Origin of the sequence: Achromobacter sp. UBA4530 (assembly GCF_002388205.1) — a bacterium.
GTDB lineage: Bacteria > Pseudomonadota > Gammaproteobacteria > Burkholderiales > Burkholderiaceae_B > Achromobacter > Achromobacter animicus.
In genome coordinates, this window is record NZ_DGMA01000014.1 from 1 (window position 1) to 24,793 (window position 24,793).

At 62.8% G+C, this 24,793-nt stretch carries 19 protein-coding genes and 3 tRNA genes; 2 read left to right on the top strand and 20 right to left on the bottom strand.

Annotation, left to right across the window (positions count from 1 at the left end; genetic code table 11):
* Window positions 1-75: 75 nt before the first annotated feature.
* From B2W22_RS13315 to B2W22_RS13360, 10 genes are all read right to left on the bottom strand, one after another.
* A tRNA-Thr gene (locus tag B2W22_RS13315) sits at window positions 76-150 on the bottom strand.
* A 12-nt stretch (window positions 151-162) separates the two neighbouring features.
* A tRNA-Gly gene (locus B2W22_RS13320) sits at window positions 163-236 on the bottom strand.
* Window positions 237-382: 146 nt separating this feature from the next.
* Window positions 383-469, bottom strand: a tRNA-Tyr gene (locus B2W22_RS13325).
* Window positions 470-582: 113 nt separating this feature from the next.
* Window positions 583-1,746 (bottom strand): iron-containing alcohol dehydrogenase, encoded by a 1,164-nt coding sequence (locus B2W22_RS13330; protein WP_286938083.1) that lies wholly within the window; start codon window positions 1,744-1,746, stop codon window positions 583-585.
* Between the two features lie 24 nt (window positions 1,747-1,770).
* Window positions 1,771-3,177, bottom strand: coding sequence for an aldehyde dehydrogenase family protein (locus tag B2W22_RS13335; RefSeq protein WP_286938086.1), 1,407 nt, complete (start codon window positions 3,175-3,177; stop codon window positions 1,771-1,773).
* A gap of 24 nt (window positions 3,178-3,201) precedes the next feature.
* Window positions 3,202-4,587 (bottom strand): glutamine synthetase family protein, encoded by a 1,386-nt coding sequence (locus B2W22_RS13340; RefSeq protein WP_175124801.1) that lies wholly within the window; start codon window positions 4,585-4,587, stop codon window positions 3,202-3,204.
* A gap of 172 nt (window positions 4,588-4,759) precedes the next feature.
* Window positions 4,760-5,761, bottom strand: coding sequence for a Bug family tripartite tricarboxylate transporter substrate binding protein (locus B2W22_RS13345; RefSeq protein ID WP_286938089.1), 1,002 nt, complete (start codon window positions 5,759-5,761; stop codon window positions 4,760-4,762).
* A gap of 155 nt (window positions 5,762-5,916) precedes the next feature.
* Window positions 5,917-7,521: a rhodanese-like domain-containing protein gene (locus B2W22_RS13350; RefSeq protein ID WP_175137167.1), complete on the bottom strand. Its 1,605-nt coding sequence runs from the start codon at window positions 7,519-7,521 to the stop codon at window positions 5,917-5,919.
* A complete protein-coding gene (gene metC / locus B2W22_RS13355) occupies window positions 7,521-8,714 on the bottom strand; it encodes a cystathionine beta-lyase (protein ID WP_175136937.1) in 1,194 nt (397 codons plus the stop codon). Before metC ends, B2W22_RS13350 begins: the two co-directional genes overlap by 1 nt.
* A gap of 2 nt (window positions 8,715-8,716) precedes the next feature.
* Window positions 8,717-9,304 carry a cysteine dioxygenase family protein gene (locus B2W22_RS13360; RefSeq protein ID WP_175124804.1) on the bottom strand — a complete coding sequence of 196 codons (588 nt, stop codon included), beginning with the start codon at window positions 9,302-9,304 and terminating at the stop codon, window positions 8,717-8,719.
* Window positions 9,305-9,443: 139 nt separating this feature from the next.
* On the opposite strand from B2W22_RS13360, the gene B2W22_RS13365 reads away from it, so the two are divergent.
* On the top strand, window positions 9,444-10,319 hold the full coding sequence (locus B2W22_RS13365; RefSeq protein WP_175124805.1) for a LysR substrate-binding domain-containing protein: 876 nt from the start codon (window positions 9,444-9,446) through the stop codon (window positions 10,317-10,319).
* Window positions 10,320-10,336: 17 nt separating this feature from the next.
* On the opposite strand, the gene B2W22_RS13370 is transcribed toward B2W22_RS13365, so the two are convergent.
* From B2W22_RS13370 to B2W22_RS13405, 8 genes are all read right to left on the bottom strand, one after another.
* Entirely contained in the window at window positions 10,337-11,341 is a 1,005-nt protein-coding gene (locus B2W22_RS13370) for an asparaginase (protein ID WP_175124806.1), read from the bottom strand.
* Window positions 11,334-12,251: a ParB/RepB/Spo0J family partition protein gene (locus tag B2W22_RS13375; RefSeq protein WP_062839279.1), complete on the bottom strand. Its 918-nt coding sequence runs from the start codon at window positions 12,249-12,251 to the stop codon at window positions 11,334-11,336. The genes B2W22_RS13370 and B2W22_RS13375 overlap by 8 nt, the downstream gene beginning before the upstream one ends.
* A gap of 45 nt (window positions 12,252-12,296) precedes the next feature.
* Window positions 12,297-13,118: a GNAT family N-acetyltransferase gene (locus B2W22_RS13380; RefSeq protein WP_175136940.1), complete on the bottom strand. Its 822-nt coding sequence runs from the start codon at window positions 13,116-13,118 to the stop codon at window positions 12,297-12,299.
* A gap of 9 nt (window positions 13,119-13,127) precedes the next feature.
* Window positions 13,128-13,928, bottom strand: coding sequence for a ParA family protein (locus B2W22_RS13385; protein ID WP_105241282.1), 801 nt, complete (start codon window positions 13,926-13,928; stop codon window positions 13,128-13,130).
* Window positions 13,925-14,614, bottom strand: coding sequence for a 16S rRNA (guanine(527)-N(7))-methyltransferase RsmG (gene rsmG, locus B2W22_RS13390; RefSeq protein ID WP_175124808.1), 690 nt, complete (start codon window positions 14,612-14,614; stop codon window positions 13,925-13,927). The genes B2W22_RS13385 and rsmG overlap by 4 nt, the downstream gene beginning before the upstream one ends.
* Window positions 14,611-16,530, bottom strand: coding sequence for a tRNA uridine-5-carboxymethylaminomethyl(34) synthesis enzyme MnmG (gene mnmG / locus B2W22_RS13395; protein ID WP_175124864.1), 1,920 nt, complete (start codon window positions 16,528-16,530; stop codon window positions 14,611-14,613). Before mnmG ends, rsmG begins: the two co-directional genes overlap by 4 nt.
* A gap of 3,362 nt (window positions 16,531-19,892) precedes the next feature.
* Window positions 19,893-20,099, bottom strand: coding sequence for a cold-shock protein (locus B2W22_RS13400; protein WP_056566091.1), 207 nt, complete (start codon window positions 20,097-20,099; stop codon window positions 19,893-19,895).
* Between the two features lie 233 nt (window positions 20,100-20,332).
* Window positions 20,333-21,358, bottom strand: coding sequence for an AbrB family transcriptional regulator (locus tag B2W22_RS13405; RefSeq protein WP_175124865.1), 1,026 nt, complete (start codon window positions 21,356-21,358; stop codon window positions 20,333-20,335).
* Between the two features lie 111 nt (window positions 21,359-21,469).
* Here B2W22_RS13405 and B2W22_RS13410 point away from each other — a divergent pair, with 111 nt between their 5' ends.
* Window positions 21,470-22,636, top strand: a complete 1,167-nt coding sequence (locus tag B2W22_RS13410; RefSeq protein ID WP_175124809.1) for a pyridoxal phosphate-dependent aminotransferase — start codon at window positions 21,470-21,472, stop codon at window positions 22,634-22,636.
* A 154-nt stretch (window positions 22,637-22,790) separates the two neighbouring features.
* Here B2W22_RS13410 and B2W22_RS13415 read toward each other — a convergent pair whose 3' ends face one another.
* Both B2W22_RS13415 and B2W22_RS13420 read right to left on the bottom strand, forming a co-directional pair.
* On the bottom strand, window positions 22,791-24,317 hold the full coding sequence (locus B2W22_RS13415) for a tripartite tricarboxylate transporter permease (RefSeq protein ID WP_175124810.1): 1,527 nt from the start codon (window positions 24,315-24,317) through the stop codon (window positions 22,791-22,793).
* The gene (locus tag B2W22_RS13420; protein WP_175124811.1) at window positions 24,314-24,751 is read right to left on the bottom strand and encodes a tripartite tricarboxylate transporter TctB family protein; all 438 of its coding nucleotides are present in this window, start codon (window positions 24,749-24,751) and stop codon (window positions 24,314-24,316) included. Before B2W22_RS13420 ends, B2W22_RS13415 begins: the two co-directional genes overlap by 4 nt.
* Between the last annotated feature and the right edge of the window lie 42 nt (window positions 24,752-24,793).

Consider the following 24,793-nt stretch of genomic DNA (forward strand, 5'->3'; position numbering starts at 1 on the left):
TCAAACTTGCCTTTTGCCATGGCTGACTCCTGACCTGGATTGCGCTTCTGACTGAAGAAAAGAATTTGGAATTTGTGGTGCCCATGGCGCGGATCGAACGCGCGACCTCTCCCTTACCAAGGGAGTGCTCTACCACTGAGCCACATGGGCATTTAAAAATCTTGGAGCGGGTGAAGGGAATCGAACCCTCGTCGTAAGCTTGGAAGGCTTCTGCTCTACCATTGAGCTACACCCGCGGCAAACCCTTTCACCTTCTCGCTTCCCAACCCTTCGAAACGTAGGCCCTTAAAACTTTGCCGCCTTCTTTGCGAAGGTCGCCCAGTTTTTCGGGCCTTACATTGCAAATCCAGGCAAACCGCGCCTGGATTTAGGTATGGGTCTCTGGTGGAGGAGGTTGGATTCGAACCAACGTAGGCGCAAGGCCAACAGATTTACAGTCTGCCCCCTTTAACCACTCGGGCACCCCTCCAGCGGAGAACTTGAGATTATGAACACTTTCAAATCCGCTGTCAAACCATTCGGATGAAAAATTCAAAATTTCAGTTCCACCTCCGCCGCGTTTCCGCACAGAGGGGGCGAAGCTTACAGGTTTCCGCGAATTGCTGCACGGAAAAGCTGAGAATATTTTTCTGCGGAGAAATTTACCGGGTTGGTTCCAGCGGACGGATCCTGGCTCGCCATGTGCCCTACCCGCTCGGCCTGGGCATCGTCCAAGCCGATTTCCGCCAGCGTGTGGGGGATGCCGACTGCCTGGCGCAGCCCCAGCACCCACTCAAGCACTGCCCCGGGTCCCTGCTGCGGCAGGCCGAGGTAGCGAGCGAGCGCTTCAAGACGCGGCGCGACCGCATGCTCGTTGGCTTTCAAGACATAAGGCATGAGGATGGCGTTGAGCAACCCGTGGTGTGCGTCATACAGCGCGCCAAGCGGATGTGCGAGCGCGTGCATCGCGCCCAGGCCGCGCTGAAACGCGGTGGCGCCCATACATGAGGCGGTAAGCATCTGCTGACGCGCCTGCAGGTCGGCACCATCGGCGACGGCCTGCGGCAGATACTCCTTGATGAGGCGCATGCCTTCGAGTGCGATGCCGGCCGCCATGGGATGAAATACCGGCGAACAATAGGCCTCGAGATTGTGCGATAGCGCATCCATGCCCGTGGCAGCCGTGATTTTCGGCGGCAGGCCGACCGTGAGCTCGGCGTCCAGGATCACGATGGACGGCAGCATGCGGGCGTGGAAGATGATGCGCTTTACTTGCGCGGCCTCATCGGTGATGACGGAGGCGCGCCCGACTTCGGAGCCCGTGCCCGCGGTGGTGGGCACGGCCACGACGGGCGCCATGACGGCGGCATTGACGCGCAGGTAGTTGTCGCCGATATCTTCGAAGTCCCATAGGGGCCGGTCCTGCCCGGCCATCAAGGCAATAGCCTTTGCCGCATCAAGCGCGGAGCCGCCGCCGAAGGCGATCACACCATCATGTTGCCCTCGCTTGAACGCAGCCACGCCGTCATCGACGTTGCGACCGGTCGGATTGCCCTTGATGTCGTGGAACACCGCGCAATTCAGCCCCGCATCGCAGCATGCGCTTACCGCGTCGCGAACCATGGGCAACGCAGCGAGCCCCGGATCCGTCACGAGCAATGGGCGTGTCATGCCAAGCTCGCGGCAATAGCCCGCAAGCTCCTTGATGCGCCCGGGGCCTGCCTTGATGTTGGTGGGATAGTTCCAGTTGACGGCGGGGACGGTCATGATGCGAATCCTGATGGCGCGGCGTCAGAGGCTGCGCAGATGAAAAGACTTGGGCTGCGTGAGCTGTTCGTATCCGACGGCCGACAAGGACACGCCCCGTCCCGATTGTTTGACGCCCGTCCACGCCAGCGCCGGATCGAGGTAGTCGCAGCGGTTCATGAAGAACGTGCCGGTGCGCAGCTGCCTGCCGATACGCAACGCGGCGGCTTCGTCCTGCGTATAGGCCGCGGCGGTCAATCCATACGGACTGTCGTTCATCAGCGCAATGGCTTGATCGTCGCTGTCGACCGGCATGATGCCAACCACCGGACCAAAGCATTCGTCGCTCATGATGCGCATCCGGTGGTCAACCTGAGTCAGTAAAGCGGGCGCCACATAACACGAGCTTTTGCTCATAGATGAGCCTTCACTCGCATTCTTGAAATGCGAGTGATCAATCAGATTTACCGCACCTGAACTGACCGCCTGTTCGATGACGTCGAGAATCTCTGCCGCCGCGCGGGCACGCACAACGGGGCCAAGCGTCGTGTCCGGCTGCAACGGATTGCCCAGCACGTAGCGGTGCGTCAAGGCAACGGCGCGCTCGACAAACGCGTCATGTACGCCGCGCGCCACGTAAATGCGCTGGATGCCGCAACAGGACTGGCCGGCGTTGAAGAAGGCGCCGTCGACCAACGACTCTGCCGCCGCGTCAAGGTCGGCGTCTTCTCGCACATAGGCCGGATCGTTTCCGCCCAGCTCCAGCCCGACGCCGATGAAGCGGCCCGCCGCACTTTCCTCGACGACGCGCCCTCCCCGCACCGAGCCGGTAAAGGAAACGTGGCCGATCTCGGGAGCGCGGATCAGCCGCTGCGTGATGTCGTGGCTGGCGTGCAGGTATTGAAAGACGCCTCTCGGCGCCCCCGCGTCTCGAAACGCGCGATCGATGAGTTCCGCGCACAGCGGCGTCTGGTCTGAATGCTTGAGGATGACGGTGTTGCCTGCCATCAACGCGGGCACGATGCTGTTCACCGCGGTCAGCAAGGGATAGTTCCACGGCGCGATGGTGAGCGCCACGCCGATGGGTTCGCGGCTGATGAAACGTGTGAAGCCGGCTTGCGCGGGCGCGGCGATGGGTGCGAGCGCTGTTTCCGCGATGCCGATCATGTGACGCGCCCGGGCCGCAAAGCCGTCCACCTCGCCGGGCGCGTGGCGCAACGGGCGGCCCATCTGGATGGTGATGGCGCGCGCGATCTCATCCTTGGCCGCCACGAAATGCGCCACTGCGGCCTCGACGATGCGCCCCCGCGCGGTGATGCCGAGCGCGTGCCATTCCGGCTGCGCGCCCTGTGCGTTGGACAGCGCCTGCGCGATCTGCGCGTCGCTGGCATATGCGCGGCGGACGACCTCGCGTCCGTCTATCGGGCTGATGGTGATCAGTTCGTCGGTCATGGCGGCCTGGTGGCGATGAACAGTTCAGATGATTTCGAAGTAGCGCGCCAACTCCCAATCGGTCACATGGCGCCGGAACTGCCGCTCTTCCCACTCGCGCGTCGCGGCATAGTGCTCGACGAACGCGTCGCCAAACAGCTGACGCGCCGCTTCAGATGCGCGGAGACGCTGCGCGGCCTCCCACAAGGTGGTGGGCAGATGCAGATGCGCCGGAAACTCCTGCGTGTAGGCGTTGCCCTGCACCATGGGCTCGGGCGTCAGTCCCTGTTCGATGCCGTGCAAGCCGGACGCCAGCGCCGCGGCCAGGGCCAGATAGGGATTGGCGTCGGCCGAGCCGATGCGCACTTCGACGCGCTGCGATTTGTCGCTGCCGGGAATGAGCCGCAGCGCCGTCGTCCTGTTTTCCATGCCCCAGGTGGCGTCCAGCGGGGCCCAGTAGCCGGGCACCAGGCGCGAATAGCTGTTGATGGTCTGCGCGTACAACGCGGTGAACTCGGGCAGATAGTGCTGCACACCCGCCATGAAGGCGGCCTGCGTGCTGCTGACGCCATGCGGCTGCGACTCGTCGAAGAAGGCCGATCGATCCGTGTCGTGGTGGCGCAGCGACAGATGGATGTGGCCGCTCTGTCCGGGATGCTCGTGCGACCACTTCGCCATGAAGGTGGCCATCAGGCCGTTCTGCTGCGCGAGCGCCTTGGTGAAGGTCTTGAACAGAAATGCCTTGTCGGCCGCGGCCGCCGCCCGGTCCACGGCAAGCGCCGCTTCCAGCACGCCCGGGCCGGTTTCGGTGTGCAGGCCTTCGATGGGCATGTCCATGCGTTCGCACAGGTCGAGCAGCTTGCGGTAGAAGTCTCCCTCGACCGTGCTGCGCAGCACCGAGTATCCGAAATTGCCCGGCGTCCAGTTCTCCATGTTGCGGTAGTGCTTGGCGCGGACCGAGTGCGGTGTCTCGCGGAACATGAAGAACTCATATTCCAGTGCGGCGTAGACGTCATAGCCCATGTCCGCCGCGCGATCGATCACGCGGTGCAGCAGACGGCGCGGGCAGATGGCGGCGGCATCGCCTTCGAATTCGGCCAGGAACAGCAGCATGTCCTCGCCGCCGGGGCCTTGCTCCAAGGGAAGCCGGCGCGCGCTCTGCGGCACGATCCGCATTTTTGCATCGGGGTATGCCGTGTGCCAGCCGGTGTAGCGGGTGTTGTCGTAGAGCTGGTCGTCGAGGTCCCATCCAAGGACCACGTCGCAAAACGCGAGGCCGGATCGCAAGGCGCCCAGAAACTTGTCGCGCCGCAGGTACTTGCCCAGCATGACGCCGTCGACGTCGGACAGGCCCACCTTGATATGCGAGAGCGGGCTGGATTGGACCAGCCGCTCTGCGTCTTCCAGCGTTGCTACCCCTAGTGCGTGCATGCTTGTTCACCTTGTGGCTGAAGCGTTGCGCGGGACTGCACGTTTTTCCAGTCTAGTCACGAAGCCACATGTTGGCAAACGTGCCCTGCCCTGTACTTGAACGGCATCCCCGCTGGCTCGCCCTGCACACACACGCCGCTCCCCGTGGTTTCCCTAGGGTGCGCAAACGCGTTCAGTCCAGCGACACGCCCGCCGTCTTCACCATTTCGGCCCAGTACGCGGTGTCCTGCTGCAGCCGGCTCTTGAAGGCGTCCGGCGCGCTGCCGACGGGTTGGCTTCCGCCGCTGTTGATCTTGGCAATCACGGCGGGCGACTTCATGGCGCGGTCCACGGCCTGCGCCAGGTACGCAACGCGCTCGGGTGGCGTGCCGGCGGGTGCGAAGAGGCCGTACCAGTCGTCGGCGGTGATGCCTTCAAGTCCGGCCTGCTTCAGCGTGGGTGCGCGCTTGAACACGCCGACGCCGTCGCCATGGCTCATGGCGAGGATCTGCAGTTTTCCGGCGGCAACCATGGGCTCGGCCGATGCAGGTGACGTGATCAGCATGTCAACAGTGCCGCCTAGCAAATCCGTCACGGCGGGCGCGGCGCCGCGGTACGGCACATGCACCAGCTGGACGTCGGCCTTCTTGGACACCAGCGCGCCCATCAGGTGGCTCATCGTGCCGTTGCCGGGCGTGGCATACGTGATGACGCCCGGCTGCTTGCGTGCCGCTGCCAGATAGGCGTCCAGCGTCTTGTACGGCCCGTCAGCACGCGACACGAGCACGAGCGGCGCCGAGGTGATCTGCGAGATCGGCACGAAGTCCTTAAGCGGATCGAAGCCCACATTCTTGTACAAGCGCGGATTGACGGCCATGACGCTGGTCTGCGACATCACGAGGGTGTAGCCGTCGGGCTTGGCGCGCGAGACCTGCGCGGTGCCGACGTTGCCGCCCGCCCCCGAACGGTTCTCGACCACCACGCTCTGGCCCGTGATGGCGCCCAGTTCCTGCGCGATCAGACGCGCGACGCCGTCGTTGCCGCCGCCGGGAGGAAACGGCGAGACCACGGTGATGGCCTGCTTCGGATAGTCCGCCAACGGCGCTGGCGCCTGCGCGTGCGCCGTGACGCCCCACAACAAGCCGGCCATCGCGGCGGCGGCGATCTTGCAAGCGTGCAATGCGTGTTGCTTCATCTGGATTTCCCCTTGAGTTGGCGGCCGGATACTCGGCCGTCCTTTGCATTCCGGTTCGCCATGAACCGTCCGCACCCCGCCGGCAAAGGCCGCCGGGGCGTACTGATCAGGTTGAAGCGTGGGTATCGCCGTGCGTGTCGGCGCGGCGGCGGGCGTCAGCCGGCCGGAGCCCCGGGGAACCGGTAGGTGGCACGTTCCCGCTCGTCGATCTGCTTGACGAGGTTGGTTTCCCAGGCCAGGTACTGGCGCGCCGCCGCTTTGTTGCCGTCGTGGCGGTCATGCACGAAAAAGAGGTAGTCGATGCAGTCGCTGTCGGGTGGGTCGGCGGGCGTGGATTCCAGCGCAATCCCTTGCGCGGTCCAGCTTTCGGGCGTGCCCGTGTTCGCCTTGACGTCTGAAACGCCCAATGCGCGAAGATCGTTCGCCGCCCAGGCCGCCAGTGCGGCGTCCTCGGCCAGCAGGATGACGGGACGTGCGGGATCCAGGGTCAGCCGTTCCAGACGCGGCCGGATCGACCAGCGCGCGCCGGCGACGTGGCGCGCCCGATACCGCATGCTGGGGCGGATATCGATCGCTTGCGCGCCGAGCGACAGCGCGTCCGCAAGCTGCGTATCGGACAACACGGTGATCGGCGGCACCAGCGCCGCGGCCACGTCGTTCCGCAGCGACGCGTCACTTCCTTCTTCAAGTGTGCAAGCGTCCCAGCCCATCTGCCGCAACCAGCTCGCGACGACAGGGGCGCGCACGCCTTCCGCATCGAACACGACGATGCGTGCGCCGCGCACGGCGATGTACTGGTCCGTCGCCTGGATAAGCTGGCCGCCCGGTGCGTGCTGCGCGCCCGGCAGCGAGCCTTGCGCGAATTCCTCGGCGCTGCGCACATCGCACAGGAACGTCGTGCGCGCGGAATCGCCTAGCCAGGCCTGTACCTGCGCCGCGTTTGCCGACGGCACGCCATGGCGCCGGGCGAGCTGCGCGGAGCGCTGCGCCAGCGCCGGTACGTCGTCCTGCGGAACGTCGTCGGCATAGCGGCGGCGCGCGCCGTGCTCGAGCTGCAGATCTTCGAGGTACCAGCCTTGCGTGCCGTTTTCGAGCGCGTAGACGGGATTGGGAACGCCAAGATTGATCAGCGTCTGCGCGCCGATAATGCTGCGGGTGCGGCCGGCGCAGTTGATCACGATGGTGGTGTCCGGCCGCGTCGCGAGCGTATGAGCGCGCAGCGCCAGCTCGCCGTTGGGGCAGCAGATGCCGCCCGGGATGCTCATCTTCTGGTATTCCGCAAACGGACGGCCGTCCAGCACGATCAGGTCGTCGCCGCGGCGTTGACGCTCGGCCAGTTCGCGGGCGCCGATGCGGGGGGTGTGAAAAACCTCTTCGGCCAGTTCGCCGAAGGTCTTGCTGGGCACGTTGACGCCCGCGAATGCCGCGTAGCCATCACGCTGCCACTGCGCCAGCCCGCCCGCCAATCGGTGCACGTTGGTGTAGCCCAACGCGGCCAGTGCGCGCGCAGCACGCGCCGCAGTGTCGTCATCGCCGCCGTTGTCGTAGACGACAACGCGCACGCCAAGGCGCGGCGCAAGACGCACGATGTCGATTTCGAGCCTGCTGTACGGCACCGGCGCGGCGTAGAAGAGATGGGACTCGCCATACTGGCCATGTTCGCGCACGTCCAGCAGCGCGATCTCGCCGCCGTCGTGCAGCCACTGCTTGAGCGTATGCGAATCGACGCTGGCGGATTGTTGGTCGTGAGAGGACTGCATCATGAGATTCGGAGGGAGCGAAGGGGTTGGGTCAGCGCGGCAAGACCGCGTTCCAGGTCGGCGATGAGGTCGTCAGGATCTTCCAGGCCGATATGCAGGCGCAGCATGGGACCGCTGGCCTGATAGCCGGGAAGCGATCGCGAGTTCTGCAGAAAGACCGGAATCACCAGGCTTTCGAAGCCGCCCCACGATGCGCCGATGCCAAAGAGCTGAAGGCTGTCGATAAGCCTTTCGGCATCGGCCTCGGTGTAGGCGTCGGACAGTTCGATCGTCAGGAGGCCATTGGCGCCATTGCAATCGCGCCGCCAGATGGCGTGGGAGGGATCGCCCGGCAAGGCGGGATTCAAGACGCGCGAGATTTCGGGCCGCGCCTGCAACCACTGCGAGATCTGCAGCGCGCTGCGCGCGTGCTGCTCCATGCGCAACGGCAGCGTGCGCATGCCGCGCAGCACCAGGTAAGCGTCGTCGGCGCCAACCGTCTGGCCAAAGTCGATCGTTGCGCGTTCCAGTGCACGCCAGGCACGATCGTTGGTGACGACCGCGCCCATCATCACGTCGGCGTGGCCGCCGAGGTATTTGGTGGCGGCCAGGATGGAAATGTCGGCGCCCAATGCGAGCGGCTTTTGCAGCAAACCGGACGCCCACGTGTTATCCACAGCCAGCCAGCAGCCGTGTTTTTTTGCAGTTGTGGATAACTCGGTGAGGTCCGGCATCTCGTACGTCAGGGACCCGGGCGACTCGGCGTAGATCATGCGGGTATTGGGCCGGATCAGCGGCTCGATGCCCTGGCCATCGGGGCGGTAGTACGTGAATTCGATCCCCAGGCGCGTCAGGTGTTCGGCGCAGAACCGCCGCACCGGCTCGTACACGGCATCGGTCAGCAGCACGTGGTCGCCCGCGCGAAGATAGGCGAGCAGCACAGTGGCGATCGCGGCCTGCCCCGTGGGGTACAGCTTGGCGCGATAGCCCTCTTCCAGTTCGATCAGCGCATCTTCCAATGCGTGCGTGCTGTCGGTGCCGCGCGCGCCGTAGGATGGCAGGCGCTCCTGTTCGCGGCGCGCCCGCGTATCGCGCCACGCCTGCACACTGTCAAAGACATATGTGCTGGCGCGCGTGACCGGGGTATTGACCCAGCCTTGATGAGGACGTCCCGCGCGCAGCAGGCGCGTCGCGGACCGGAAGGGTTTGCTCATGATCAGCGCCGCGTCTGCACGCCGATGGGCATGATCTTGCAGGTGCCGGTCTCCAGGTCGAAGCCCAGGCGTTGGTCCAAAGTTTCCAGCGCGCGCCCGTACATGTGCAGGTGGCGGATGACGCTGTCGCCCTGGATCTCCACGGCGTGGATGTCGTCGGGCATCAGGGCGATGCCGCTGCCGGGACCGACGACGACGGTGTCGACCTTTTCCAGCTTGCCGACGCCGGGTTGCGAGCCGTCGTCGATGCGGTCGTACACGTAGTTGTATTCCACGCCCTCGACCGCGGCGATACACGCCCAGGTGGTGTGGTTGTGCGGCACGATCTTCTTGCCCGGGCGCATCACGTTCAGATAGAGCGCGTAGCTCTTGTCGGCGTCCTCGGCGATGAGGTAACGGGCCTGGCGTTCTTCGCCTTCAGGCGGCGGATAGCGGTCGGCGCCCCACCACGCGGTGTTGCCGGCCAGGGCAACCAGCTCGTCCAGGACAGATTGCAGGCTGTCGCGGTTCAGGCCCTTATTTCCTACAGTTTTTTTAATATTTTCGACCGCGCTATCGATGCCGGCCTGTTGAGGATGTGCAGTGCTCACGTCGACGTTCCCTCTTGTTTCATGAGTTATTGCACTCACTGTATCGCCGGGTTTACGGGCCAACAATTTAAATTGCTTGAACATTCCATTAGGGCTGCTAATGTGTCGGGTTATCCCTGAACCCGTTTCCAACGCCCTGATGCGGAACCTTGACCTTGACCTGCTGCGCACGCTGACGGCAATCGCCCAGCATGAAACATTCTCGGAAGCCGCCAACCGGCTGCACAAGACGCAGTCGGCCATCACGCAGCAGATGCAGCGGCTCGAGTCCATGATCGGCCTGCCCCTCTTTGAAAAGCAGGGCCGCAACAAGGTGCTGTCTTCCCACGGCCGGCGGCTGGTCGAATACGCGCGGCACATGCTGGCCATCAATGACGAAGCGTTGCGGGCGCTGCAGGCCGGGCCGTTGGAAGGCGATCTGCGATTGGGTGCACCGCTGGACGTGGCGGACACGATCCTGCCGACGCTGCTGACGCACATCGCGCGTGTCGCGCCTCGCGTGAAACTGGAGATCCGGGTGGATCGCAGTCCTTTCCTGATGGACGCGCTGCGCGCCGGTGAAATCGATCTGACTATTTCGACGCGCTTTGACCAGGACTTCGAGGGCGTGGCGTTGCGCACGTCGCCGACGGTATGGTTGGCGTCCGCAGATTACGTGCACGATGCCCACTCGCCCGTACCCCTGGTGCTGGCGGACGAGCCCAGCATCTTCCGCCGGCTGGCGCTCAATGCACTGGAGCAGGCGCAGGTGCGCTGGCACACGAACTACGTGGCGCCGAATCTGGTGGGGATCAAGGCGGCGCTACGCGCGGGCCTGGGGGTGACGGCGCGCAGCGTGGAACTGCTGGGGCCGGAGATGCGGGTGCTGGGAGAAAAGGAAGGACTGCCACCGCTGCCGGATGTGACGTACTTCCTGTGGATAAGGCGTGATCTCATCAATCCGCTGACGCGGCAGGTGTACGACATGCTGCGGACCAACCTGGGGCTTGCGCAGCAAGGCGCCGCGACGGCCTAGCCGCCGCGGTCCATGGTTCAGTAACGGTCAAAGATCTGCTGCAGGGCAGCCGGATCCCGCGTGACCGTCAGGGCGAGCATCAGCAGGATGCGCGCCTTCTGGGGGTTCAGGTCGCGCGCCGCGACAAAACCCAAGGCGGCGTCGTCGACTTCGACATCGCGCGCCACGAACCCGCTGCCGGTGCGGCTGGACCGCACGACCGCCACGCCATCGTCCGCCGCGCGGCGCAGGCCTTCGATGGCCAGGTCGGTGGCGTTGCCATCGCCCACGCCCGCCAGCACGATGCCGTCAGCCGCGCTGGCCAGAAAATCGATCAGATCGGCCTGCAGGTTGGCGTACGCGTAGACGATGTCGACACGCGGCCAGCCGGTCTTTTCCAGCAATGCGAGTGAAAACTCGCTTTGCTCGCCGAACGTGGTGGCGTTGCGCGAATAGAAGTTGGGCACGCCGCCGTGCATGACGCCGGCGCGGCCACGATTGGGCGACGAGAAGGCGCACAGACCCGCGCTGGCGATCTTCTGGATTTCGCGGGCGTAGTGGATGTCTTCGTTCATGACGACGAGCGGCCCGCGGCCGCGCGCGTCGGGGTGACGCGCCAGCGCCACCGCGTTGTACAGGTTGGCCGGGCCTTCGGCGCCAAGCGCCGTGGCCGGACGCATCGCGCCGACCAGCACGACAGTCTTGTCATGGCGGTTGACCAGGCTGAGGAAATACGCGGTTTCCTCGAGCGTGTCCGTGCCGTGGGTGATGACGATGCCTGCCACCGAGGGGTCCTGGCAAAGCGTGTCCACGCGCTGCGCCAGTGTGCGCCAGACGTCGTGCGTCATGTTCTGGCTGCCGACGTTGGCCACTTGTTCGGCGCGGATTTCGGCGATGCCGGCAAGCTGCGGCACCGCACCAAGCAGATCGTTCACGGAAAACGTGCCGGCCTTGTAGCCCGCGGACGTGGCGTCGGCCTGGGCCCCTGCGATCGTGCCGCCCGTTGCGAGCACCGCAATGACGGGCAATGCGCGTTCAGGCATCCACGGCTCCGGAAAGGCCTTGGCGTTCGAGGAGCGAGTTCAAGTGCTCCCAGCCGTGGAAATCGATGACGATCTGCCCCTTTTCCTTGGCGCCCACTTTCAGCGCGACGCGCGTGCCCAGGTGGTCGGACAGTGCTTCTTCGAGACGCGTCAGGTCGCGCGACACGCCGTTGGTTTTCTTCTTGGGCGAGGCCGACGCTTCGGCCTCCTTGGCGGTCTTGGCGACGAGCTTTTCAGCTTCGCGCACCGACAGGCGGCGCGCGATGATGAGGTTGGCAAGCTGGATCTGCGTGGCCGCGTCAACGGCAAGCAGCGCGCGGGCATGGCCCATGTCGACGTCACCGGCCAGCAGCATGGTCTGCACGGGCGCGGCCAGGTTCAATAGACGCAGCAGATTGCTGGTGGCGGAGCGCGAGCGGCCGATGGCCTGCGCGGCCTGTTCGTGCGTCAGGCCGAACTCATCGAGCAGACGGCGCACGCCGTGCGCTTCTTCCAGCGGATTCAGGTCTTCGCGCTGGATGTTTTCGATCAGCGCCATGACGGCCGCGTTTTCGTCGGCGACCTCGCGCACCAGCACCGGCACTTCCTTCAGGCCGGCAAGCTGCGCCGCGCGAAAGCGCCGTTCACCCGCGATGATCTCGTAATGCCCGGGCGCGTCGCCCAGCGCACGCACGAGAATCGGCTGCATGATGCCTTGCGTGCGAATCGATTCGGCCAGCTCGCCCAGGGCCCCCTCGTCCATGCGCGTGCGCGGCTGATACTTGCCGGCGCGCATCTTCGAGATGGGCAGGGTGGACGGCGGACCCTCGGGCTTGGCGACAGCCTTGCCGATGTTGTCGATGGCGGGCGCATCGGCGCCCAGCAAGGCGTCCAGTCCGCGACCCAATCCCTTGGGTTTCTTGGTGGCCATAATTAAATCCTCTTTCCTTCTGTCTTTGTATCCTGAGCGCCAGGCTCAGGTGTCCGCCTGCTCGGCGGGCAGGCGGTACCAATACGCGTAACAGTCTTTGAATCCGTAGCGGGCGTACAGCGTCCGCGCCGCGGTGTTTTCCGGCTCGACCTGCAGGTAGGCCGTCCTGGCGCCGCCGGCGGCCCCTTCGGCCAGCAAATGCTCCATCAGGACGGCGGCGTAGCCTTTGCGCCGATGTCTTGGATGGGTAACGATGTCGAACAGGCCGAGCAAGTCACCTTCGCGCACGGCCATGCCCGCGACAACCACCTGCCCTGCCGCGTCGGTGGCAAGCACCGGCTGCTTATCCACAGCCAGGCCTTGCAGGCGGGTCTGATGTTCTTCGATGTGCGCGGCTGACGAGCCGCGCAGCGCCCCGACCGCCGCTGCGAAGCGCTCGGCATCGACCATGCTGAAATGCAGATCGCTCCTGACGCTTGCGCGCGGAGCGAGCGGCGTGCTCATGACGCGAGTCTCACCGGTGTAGATATAGCCGCGGGCCTCCAGGTCGGCGTCGAGCGAAAAATCGGGGCCGATGGAGGTGATGCGCAGCACCATGGGCAAACCCTGGCGCGCATACAACGATGAACAATACGCCAGCCGCTCATCCAAAGGACGTGTGGATAACCCCAGCACATTGACGCTGCGTACCCGCTTGGCCGGCGATTGGGCGAAACGCACCAGCCAGCCATCATAGATCACCTGCGCGCCGACGGCGGTGGCATTGAGCGCCGCGTCTTCCAGCCGCACGCGCAGCGCATCGCGCACGTCGGCGGGCGGCGTGCAGAGGGCTGTCTGGGGCGGAAAAAAGAGCGCGGCGTCGGACATGGGGGACGGCTAGTTCAGGTCCTTCCTGACGCGCTCTATCATTTCGGCGCCGAATGAAATGTAGGCCTGCGCGCCGCGTGACGCACGGTCATACACGACGCCCGGCATCCCGTAACTGGGTGCTTCGGCCAGGCGCACGTTGCGCGGCACTACGGTCTTGAAAACCTTGTCGCCGAAGTGCGATTCGAGTTGCGCGGACACCTGCTGTTGCAGCGTCATGCGCGGGTCGAACATCACACGCAGCAAGCCGATGACGCGCAGGTCGTCGTTGATGTTTCGATGCACGCGCTTGATGGTGTTGACGAGGTCGGACAAGCCTTCGAGCGCGAAGTATTCGCACTGCATCGGAATGATGACGCCGTGCGCGGCAGCCAGGCCGTTGAGGGTAAGCAGGGACAACGTGGGCGGGCAGTCGATGAGCACGAAGTCGTACTGGGTCGCGACGGTGTCGATGGCGGCCTTCAGTTGGCGCTCGCGCTGTTCCATCTGCACCAGATCGATCTCGGCGCCGGACAGTTCACGGTTGGCGGGCAGCACGTCGTAACCGCCGGATTCCGACTTCACGCGTGACTGTTCAATGGAGGATTCGCCGATCAACACCTGGTACAGGTTGGATTCCAGCGAATTCTTGTCGATGCCGCTACCCATCGTGGCATTGCCCTGCGGGTCCAGGTCCACCAGCAGCACGCGCTGATTGTGCGTGGCAAGGCCCGCCGCCAGATTGATGGCGGTCGTCGTCTTGCCCACCCCGCCCTTTTGATTGGCAATGCAGAAGACGCGGGCGGATGTGCTGGGGGGTATGTTCTTCATAGGGTTCCTTGACTGCGGCGCATCCAGATCAGGCAGCGTTCTGCTTGCAGCTCCGGGACCTGGAGCGGCTGAATATGGTCGACTTGCCATTCCCCGCGCGCGTGCAGCGCCTGGATTTCTTCTTCGGGGAGCTTGCCCTTCATGGCGACGAGGGTACCATTCTTGGCTACGTGGCGACCCGCGAGTTGCGCAAAATCATCCAATGATGCAAACGCTCGCGACGTCACGATGTTGCACCCGGCAGGATCGATCGTTTCTATGCGCGCATGCTGCGATTGCAGGTTGGGCAGACCTAACGCGCCGCTCATCTGACGCACGAACGCGGTCTTCTTTTCAACGGCGTCAACGCAGGTCACGGACCACTGGGGCCGCATGATGGCCAGAACGACGCCAGGCAGCCCGCCGCCCGAGCCGACGTCGTAGACCTTGGCCGGCGCATCGGGCGCAGCCAGCGCCTCGCTAAAGGGCTTTACGGCCGCAAGACTATCGAACAGATGCTGCACAAGCATCTGCTGCGGATCGCGGATGGCGGTCAGGTTGTACGTGCGATTCCAGCGCTGCATCTGCGCCAGGTAATTGAGCAGTTTGGCGATGGCGCCGTCATCGGCGGTCACGCCCAGCTGCTCGCATGCGCGAGTGAGTCGGCCGGCCATGTCGATGCCGGCCTGATTGGCGGGCGCGCTCATGCCGCTTGCTTGCGCGAGCCGTAATGCAGGCGCTTCAGGTGAATGAGCAGGAGCGAAATGGCAGCCGGCGTGACGCCGGAAATGCGCGCGGCCTGGCCGATCGTTTCCGGACGATGCGTCTTGAGTTTCTGGCGCACTTCGAAGGACAGGCTGGTCACGGCGTCGTAGTCGACGTCCGCCGGGATCGGCTGCTGTTCATGGGCGATGTGCTTTTGCACTTCATCCTGCTGGCGCGCGATATAGCCGGCGTACTTGACCTGGATCTCGACCTGCTCCGAGAGCACGTCGTCGTCGACAACGCCCGGGCCGGCCAGCAACGTGCCGTCCGCGTTCTGGGCGGCCATCAAGGCTTCGTACGTAACGTTCGGCCGTTTCAACAGATCTGCTAGTGAGTACTCACGTTCAATCGCCTTGCCGAGCAGCGGTTCAGCCACCTCGGCCGGCAGCAGACGCGGATTGACCCACGAAGACTTCAGGCGTTCGACTTCGGCAGCGACTGCGTCGCGCTTACGGTTGAACGCATCCCACCGCGCATTGTCGACAATACCGAGCTGGCGGCCGATTTCGGTCAGGCGCAGATCGGCATTATCTTCGCGCAGGCTGAGGCGGTATTCGGCGCGAGACGTGAACATGCGGTACGGCTCGGTCACGCCGCGCGTGACCAGATCATCGACGAGCACACCAAGGTACGCTTCGTCGCGGCGCGGCGTCCACTGCTCGCGGTCCTGAGACTTCAGTGCGGCATTGACGCCAGCCAGCAGCCCCTGGGCCGCGGCTTCTTCGTAGCCGGTGGTGCCGTTGATCTGTCCCGCGAAGTAAAGCCCTTCAATTGCCTTGGTTTCCAGTGTGCTCTTGAGTCCACGTGGATCAAAGTAGTCGTATTCGATGGCGTAGCCGGGTCGCATGATGTGGGCATTCTCAAGACCGGGCAGCGAATGGATCAGATCCAGCTGCACATCGAACGGCAGGCTGGTCGACACGCCGTTGGGATAGACCTCGTGCGTGTCCAGCCCTTCCGGCTCCAGGAAGACCTGATGCGACTGCTTGTCGGCAAACCGATGGATCTTGTCTTCGATGGACGGGCAATAGCGAGGACCCACGCCCTCGATGACGCCGCTATACATCGGCGAGCGATCGAGGCCGCCACGGATGATGTCGTGGGTGCGCGCGTTCGTATGGGTGATCCAGCACGGCAGCTGGCGCGGGTGCATGGCCACGTTGCCCATGTACGAGAACACGGGGACCGGGTCCAAGTCGCCGGGCTGTTCTTCCAGGATGGCGTAATTGATCGTGCGTCCATCGATGCGCGGCGGCGTGCCGGTTTTGAGGCGGCCTTGGGGAAGCTGCAGTTCCTTCAAGCGCTGGCCCAACGAAATCGCGGGCGGATCACCAGCGCGACCGCCCGAGTAGTTCTGCAGGCCCACGTGGATCAGACCATTCAAAAACGTGCCGGCGGTCAGTACTACCGTCTTGGCTCGGAACTTCAGCCCAACTTGCGTGACGGCGCCGACGACACGGTCACCCTCCACCATCAGGTCTTCGACAGCCTGCTGGAACAACCAGAGGTTCGGTTGATTCTCGAGGCGTCCCCGGATGGCTTTGCGGTACAGGACACGATCAGCCTGCGCCCGCGTTGCGCGAACGGCCGGACCTTTCGATCCGTTCAAGATGCGGAACTGGATGCCGGCCTCGTCGGTTGCCAGAGCCATGGCCCCGCCCAGCGCGTCCACCTCTTTGACGAGGTGACCCTTGCCGATTCCGCCGATGGACGGATTGCAAGACATTTGGCCAAGGGTCTCGATGTTGTGCGTGAGCAGCAGCGTCTGCGCACCGGTACGGGCAGCAGCCAGTGCCGCCTCGGTGCCGGCGTGGCCGCCACCGACGACGATGACATCGAATTCGCGGGGATAGTCCATGATGGGGGGGAGGTAAAGAAGAGAGCGATCGGCGCTCATTATAGAGGCAGGGGTTGCATGTTTCACGTGAAACATGCGGGCTGGTTGTTTTATGTGATGTGGCGCGTGGTGGCTCGGGGTAGCTGTGGTCCGTAGCGCTGGGTAGCGCAGGATATCGGCACCTGCCGGTGATTATCGGAGTGTTCGACGTGAAACACCTGGGTCGTTTGTCGACTGAGTACGAGGTTCCAGTCGGTAACACGTTTCACGTGGAACAGGGATGGCTATCGAGAGTAGCTGGACTGAGGCGCTCTGAATTGGGAGCGAGTCGAGTGTGGTCTCTCTTATGATGTCGGCGGCGTGGGGAGTAGCCTCAGCAAGCTGGGCTGCCGTAGTGTCGCCCAAGCGCGAGCTTCGAAGGCCAATGAGGACGACCTAGCCGATGTTTCACGTGAAACATCGCGAGGCACCAAAGGAATGACTCGGCCCGCCCTTCCCTGCGGCAACTGACCTGAATGATCGATGACAATTGAACATTCAACAGTCGGCGGCCCGATACACCCCGGTCCAAGCAACCCCGCAAGTCCACCGCACGGCCTGTCTGGCAAACGCACTCGACCACACGTCGCAAGTTTTGCAACTATCCAAGCTCTGATCGCTGCGAAGTTTCACGTGGAACATCGCACACCCAGTTAGACCCAGCTACACGCCGCCGTCCCACACTGCGGATAACAGCGATCGCTGACGCGCGAGTATCGGTCAGAGGCCTTTTCCAAGTGCGTCCGGCTCTTGGCGGAACACTCACATCACTCCCCTAGTCCCGCGAGTAAGTTCTGTTCGGGGCATCCCAAGTCCATTTGGCTGCCCTATTCCGTATCCTGCTAAGCCGAGCGCAAGAGGTCCGTTTATGCACAGAACCCCGGGCAACAACACTCCACTTGGCTAAACTGAGGAGAACGTCTCAGCGCGCGCGGAGAAATGCTGTTAGCCGCCCTGCCTTCATTCATCGGCTGTGGTTCCCAGCTCCCGCGGCCGACGGCCGCTCGATGTTTCACGTGAAACATCGACCTAGGTCGACTGCTACGTCGTTCAACAGTTCACCGGATCGTCAAATGCGCCATTCTCTCTGCAGTCGGCCGTCTGCAGAGAGCTGAAGACAGCGTTTCGCGACGGGATGTACGCTGCATAAACTCGCTAAATCGTGCGAACGCGCTGGGCATGCGTGCGATAACTCGTGGCAAAGTCAGGGGGAGAAAGGCTGTTCCACGTGGAACACTGCCCGGCCTGCAACATTGAAGGCATACCACTACCCGGATTCGTCGCGTCTGGAGGCACGCCAGGCAAGCCGTTGCAGCTTCATTGGAGACACGGCCGTATCAGAGCTTCTGGCCTTTCCAGAAATGAACGCCGATATTGAGAGCCACGAAGGCCGCGCTGCGCTCCAACAAAAAAACCCAAAAAGCCGATTCCCTTACGCATCCTCGCATCGTAGAGGATGTTCCACGTGAAACACATTGACGGGCATGAGGAAAAGTAGCGTCGGTGTTTCACGTGAAACACCCCTCAGAGCGTTCCGGGCTTTAAACGCCTGGGTCGGGATCTCAGTTGCCGCAGGTGCCACCCCGCATGAGGATCGCTGCCATCACGGTCCCCAACCTGAGTCGCGACTGATCTTCGATACCTGACGTCACCGGGGTGAAAAGGTAAGAAAGATGAAAAATATCGATTTATTCCCCCCTTACCTACCCCCTACCCGAAAATTCATATTTTTTAAGTTCATGGCTCGCTGCACCGTGAGCGATAGCCCCAAAAAACCACCGGCGGTAGGTCGCTTCTGAATTCACATGTCGGCGCGTGCTTCGACGAAGTGTTAACCACAGCGTTGTCCACAAACCAGATCAAGCCGCCAACAGTCCTTCGTCCATCGAGTGCGGGGACGCGAGCAAATTCGGGATGTCGCCCCGCTCGAGCTGTGATGCACCAATCAGACATTTGGTTTATCCACAGACGCCTATCAACGACGAGACACTATGAAAAGAATCGGATGGCGAAGCGCGAAGCCAGGGTTACGCACATTCTTATCAACAGGCAAGCCCGCGAAACGACCAGGACGCAGCCACGAAGCAGCACAGGAGTACACAGGCGGGGACAGTCAGCCCCGAGAATCCGGCCGCCCAAGTATCTTCCCTGACTCGCCCATTACTCTATTCAGCGAGAGATGTCTTATCCACAGCGTCGAAGGCAACGAGTTCAAGACGGCAAAGCGGTGCACATCGATGCACGACAGCAACTCGTTGCCGGCGGACCCAAAATCACGAAAGCAATTCCGCGTTAGAAATCAAAGGCAAAGCCGACAACTGAAACCTGAGGCCACTGCGGAAGCGAAGTTCAATAACCTGCTGAACTCTTCCAACAGTGCACGGTCAAATCGCGCGGCCTGAACATCGGGGCGACTTATTCACAAAATTATCCCCACCCCAATATTGAATGATCGGTTCGCGGCCATCGGGCATGGTCACTGACCCGAAGCTAATCTTGCTCGCACTCCCGCTGCGCCGCCATCATCCATATGGGCGAGGCGCCTATGGCTTCATGTGAAACCTGTGGACAGGTCGCAAGGAGAAATCCGCCGCGAAAATTAGACTGCCCACCGCAGCGCCCAACCCGCCCAACCGAGTCAACCCGAGCCGCCGAATCATCCGCAATTCCTGTTCCCGCGACCTCACCCTTTAGGCGATATCCCCATTTCTATCCACAGGCGCAGGCCGTCAATTTGGATAGTGAGTGGCGTAATTCTGTGCATAACCGGCATGGGGATATCTTTGTGAACAACAAGCGCCAAATCACGAATTTACGCGCGATGACCGACGCTAAACTCGCATGTCAGACGCTGAGATTCGGGTAAACAAACCTCGCGAACACCCGGACAAAAGGCGAGTTTCCCTATGAAAACGTTGATTAAACGCCTTCTAAGCACGCCTGACGCAAGCAGGGAATCTATTCACGGGGAGCAAAAAGACATCGCCTGCATTGATGCAGAAATCTGTGCAAAACCCGGTTCACTGAAGCGCGATTGCTTCATAACTGATCACTCGCGAGCTCATGTCCGGAAATAATTATCCACAGAGTTATCCAGTGCTCGAGGATATGTTAGTGAACACTAACAGTGTGAAGATACACGCCAGGGTTGAGGGCTGCAGCGCACGTCGCGACGCGAGCGGTTCAGCGTTACTGAGCAGATAGAAACGAGCGCTGCAGAGCCGCAGCAAAATCACTTCACGAACCGAATTGGCTGCCCAAATGAAACAACGCCCCAGACCGTGAGGTCTTGGGGCGTTGTAGCCAGGCCTAGCCTGGCTGACGGGAAATTGGGATTTCCCGATTTAGAGCGGGCGAATTTCGGCCGCTTGAGGTCCTTTCGGACCATCTTTAACTTCGTATTCGACTTCCTGGCCTTCGTTCAGGCTGCGATAGCCGCGACCCTGGATGGCGGAAAAGTGTGCGAACACATCGGTGCCGCCCACGTCCGGCGTGATGAAACCGAAACCCTTGTCAGCGTTGAACCACTTGACTTTGCCCTTCTGAGCCATTTTCTCTAGCGTCCTGTAATTAAATCGAAATGCAATGAATCAAGGACGCCGTGCGAACTGAACGATCGGTGCAAAACCAGTGTTCCCGCTTGTCGCCAGAGCGGCAGAAACGAGTCTGCTCGCGCTTGAATCAACTGCGGAATCAGCATACTCATCCGGCATTACCGAGTCATATAGTTGTTTACCCCAATGTCGCTTTTTTTTCACTGGAACGGCAGTACCGCCAGGCGGAATTAGCCATGCCGACGCGCCAAAACCGTATAAATGGGACCCGTCACGATCACCACAAAAACCATGCGCGTGACGTGAAATGCCGTCACCACCGGAACGCCCAGCTGCAGCACCTTGGCGGTGATCGCCATCTCGGCAATACCGCCCGGCGTCGTGCCCAGAATCAAGGTGGGAATGGGCGCAGCAGACCACAAGGACAGCAAGGCGCCCACGCCGAAGGCCAGCGCCAATGCCAGCACCGTAAAGCCCGCCACTGCCGCCATGAAACGCGGCGCTGCGCGGAAAAAGTCTGGCCGGTACCGATCGCCAAGTGACCAGCCGATAAGCAGTTGCCCTGCTTTCGGCACATAGTCCGGCAATGCGGAAAGCTCGATGCTGGACGCAGTCAGCACCATTGCGACAAGCATGGGCCCAAGCACCCAGGGATTGGGCAACCGCAGCTTCGTAAACATGGCGCCGCCCACAATGGTCAGGGCCACCAACGCGGCCAGGCCAAGCGCGTGCACGTCGCGCGGTCCCGGCACGGTGGGATCCAGGCCAGCCACGCCCCACCACTGGAATATGAAGGGCACCGTCACAACCACCAGCAGTACGCGCACGCTGTGCGCGGTCGCAACGCGATCGATCCGCGCGCCATGGCGTTCGGCCAGATTGGCCATTTCACTTGCGCCGCCGATGGCCGATGAGAACCACGCCGTCTTGAAGTCCACATCCGTGAAACGCCGCAGAATGGCGGTGCCCAGAAATGCGAGCGCCAGCGCGAACAGCATCCCCACGACAATAGGGCCAGCGTTGCTGCCAATGTGTCCGATGACCTGTGGGGTGAAATACAGCCCCAGCGATGCGCCGATGACCCATTGGCCCGCATTGCGCGCCGGCCGCGGACACGCAGTGCGCACGCCGGCAATCCGCGTGGCCGCAGTCAACAGCAGCGCGCCCAACATCCACGGCAGCGGCAGGTGGGCCCACACCGCAAGCAACGCGCCGGCCAGCGCAATACCAAACCCGCCCAGCACTCGCACCCGCATGTTCTGAACCACAATCCGATCCGCGTTAGAAGCTCATGAAAAATGAATTATGAGTTAGTGGGATACTTACGAAAACTTTCCTCGGCTACCCGTGTTCACTTCGCGTCCAACATGATCCGCTCCAAACTCCCCGACGTCGGCACCACCATATTCACCGTGATGAGCCGCCTGGCCATCGAGCACAAGGCCATCAACCTGGGCCAGGGCTTTCCTGACTTCGATCCGGACCCCGCGCTGTGTGCGCTGGTCACCAAGGCGATGGCCGACGGCCACAACCAATATCCGTACATGCCGGGCGTCGCGCCGCTACGCGAAGCCATCGCGGCCAAGACGCGCGAACTCTACGGCCATGCCTACGATCCCGAAACCGAAATCACGGTGACCAGTGGCGCCACTGAGGCGTTGATGGCCACGGTATTGGCGGCGGTGGGCAGCGGCGACGAAGTGGTGGTGATCGAGCCCTGCTATGACTCGTACCTGCCGGCGATTCGCCTGGCCGGCGGCACCGCAGTCCCCGTGCCGCTGCGCGCGCCCACCGAAGCCGATCCGTACTACCGCATCGACTGGCAACGTGTGCGCGACGCCATCACGTCCAAGACCCGTCTGTTGATGCTGAACTTTCCGCACAACCCCACCGGCGCGGTGCTTGACGAGAGCGACCTGGACGCGCTTGAAGCGATCGTCCGCGACACGGGCGTGCTGCTGGTGTCGGACGAGGTCTACGAACACATCGTGTTCGACGGCAAACCGCATGCCAGCGTGGCGCGCCGCCCGCTGCTTGCCGAACATGCGTTTGTGATCTCGTCGTTTGGCAAGACCTATCACACCACCGGATGGAAGATCGGCTATTGCTGCGCACCGCGCCAACTGAGCGCCGAGCTGCGCAAGGTGCATCAGTTCATGGTGTTCACGGTGCCGTCGCCGATGCAGTTTGCGCTGGCGGAATTCATGCGTGATCCCAAGCCTTACCTGGATCTGCCGGCGTTCTATCAGGCCAAGCGGGACCGCTTGTCGCAAGGGCTGGCGCAGACGCGATTCCGGCCGCTGCCCAGTCCCGGCACGTTCTTCCTGCTGGCTGACTACAGCCAGATCTCCAAACAGAACGAAGCCGACTTCGCGCGCGACCTGACCGTCAACCATGGCGTGACCGTGATTCCGGTGTCCGCGTTCTATCGCCAGCCCGACGCGCCCGAATCGAATCATCGGATCGTGCGCTTCTGCTTTGCCAAGAAGGACGCAACGCTGGACGCGGCGCTGGAGCGTCTGAAGCAGGTCTGACGGCTCAATATCTGAGTAAAAGCTCATATATGAAAATGCGGTCGAATTAACCTCAACATGCTTAAAAAAAAGGGGCGCCAAAAGGCGCCCCTAAGCATTTGCCGGTCTCGCATTACGTCAGCCCGCGCACCGGCCGGTGCGCGGACCCGCTTCATCAGACCGGCCCAGCGGCAACCTTTCTTGCGGCGCGCACACGGCGCAGGATCTGCGGCACGATCACCACTGCCGCCGCGCCCACCCACAGGGCGATCGACACGGGGCTTGCGAACAGCACGCCCACGTCGCCATCCGTCATCGACAGCGCACGGCGGAGGTTCTGTTCCATCATGTTGCCCAGGACGACGCCAAGTACCAGCGGCGCCATCGGCACACCGAACTTGCGCAGGAAGTAGCCCAGCGTTCCGATAGCCGCAACCAGCAGCAGATCAAAGGTGCCCGCGTTGATTGCATAGACGCCGATGTAGCTGATGCACAGGATGCCCGGCACCATCAGCCAGCCCGGCACGGACAGCACTTTGGAAAAGAACCGCACCAGCGGCACGTTCATCACGAAGAGCAGCACGTTTGCGACGAACAACGATGCGATCAGGCCCCACACCAGCTCCGGCTTGGTATCGAACAGGACCGGTCCCGGCGTGATGTTGTAGAGCGTCAGCGCACCCATCATCACCGCGGTGGTGCCGGAACCGGGCACGCCCAGCGTCAGCATCGGAACGAACGAGCCGATCGCCGACGCGGTGGCGGCGGCTTCCGGCGCGACGAGTCCACGCATGTCGCCCTTGCCGAACTTGGCCTCGGGATCCTTGGCTTCGATGATGCGCTTTTCCTGCGAGTACGCGACCGCCGCAGCCACACTGGCACCTGCGCCGGGCAGCACCCCCACGCCGAAGCCTACGAACGCACTGCGCACCACGCTCCACCACGTATAAGCCATCTCCTTCAGGTTGAAGAGCTTGCGGCCGCTGGGCTTGACCTCGACGCTGTGGCCGGCCATCACCTTCTCAAGCATCTCCAGCATCTCGCTGACGGCGAACAGCGCGATGACGACCACGACGAAATCGATGCCGTCGGCCAGATGCACGGACTCGAAGGTATAGCGGTAAACGCCCGAGTTCGCATCCACGCCCACCACCGAAATGGACAGGCCGATCATCGCCGCCAGCACGCCCTTGACCGGCTGCTTGCCGAGCAGGCTGGTCAGGCAGCAGAACGCAAAGATCATGAGCACGAAGTATTCGGCGGGGCCAAATGCGAGCGCCCATTTCGCCAGCAGCGGCGCGAGCAGGATGATGCCCACCACCGACACGATGGCGCCAAAGAATGCGGACCATGCAGACAAGGACAACGCCACGTTGGCCAGGCCCTGCCGTGCCAGCGGATAGCCGTCCAGCGTCGTCATGATGGCACTCGCTTCGCCCGGCACGTTCAGCAGGATCGCGGTGATGCGGCCGCCGTACTCCGCGCCCACATATACCGCGGCCAGCAGGATCAGCGCCGTTTCGGGCGGAAGATTCATGGCGAAGGCGATGGGGATCAACATCGCCACGCCATTGACCGGCCCCAGCCCCGGCAACACGCCCACCATGGTTCCGATGAAGGAGCCGATGGCAGCCACCAGCAGGTTCGTCAGCGAAAACGCGACGCCAAAGCCTATCGACAGATGATCGAGAATGCCGCTCATATCAGGTTCTCCAGCAGTCCGCCGGGCAGGACGACGTCCAGCACCTTGTCGAACAGCACGAAAAAGAAAATGCTCATGACGACGCCGCCGATCGCGCACTTGAGCCAACTGCCGCCAAAGAGGCGGCCCACGAAGATCGTCATGAGCGACGTGGCGACAATGAAGCCCAGCCACTGGAAGAGAAACGCATAGGCGGTCACGAACACCACCATCAGCGCGATGCGCCCGTTGGCGCCGGCAGGGTTGCGCTCGACAGCGTGGCCGCCTTTGTAGACGAGCCAGAGCCCGCACAGGCCGATGATCAGCGCCAGCAGCAGCGGGAAGGCACGTGGCCCGACGGGTTCGTAGGCGAAAGGCGCCTCGATGCTCCATCCGGCCGCCGTCATGAAGACGGCCAGCGCCAGGGCGGCAATGCCCAGAATTCGATCGTTCATGGTCCAGGTTCCGTTCAAATCCGATCGCGCGGCGCAGCGGGA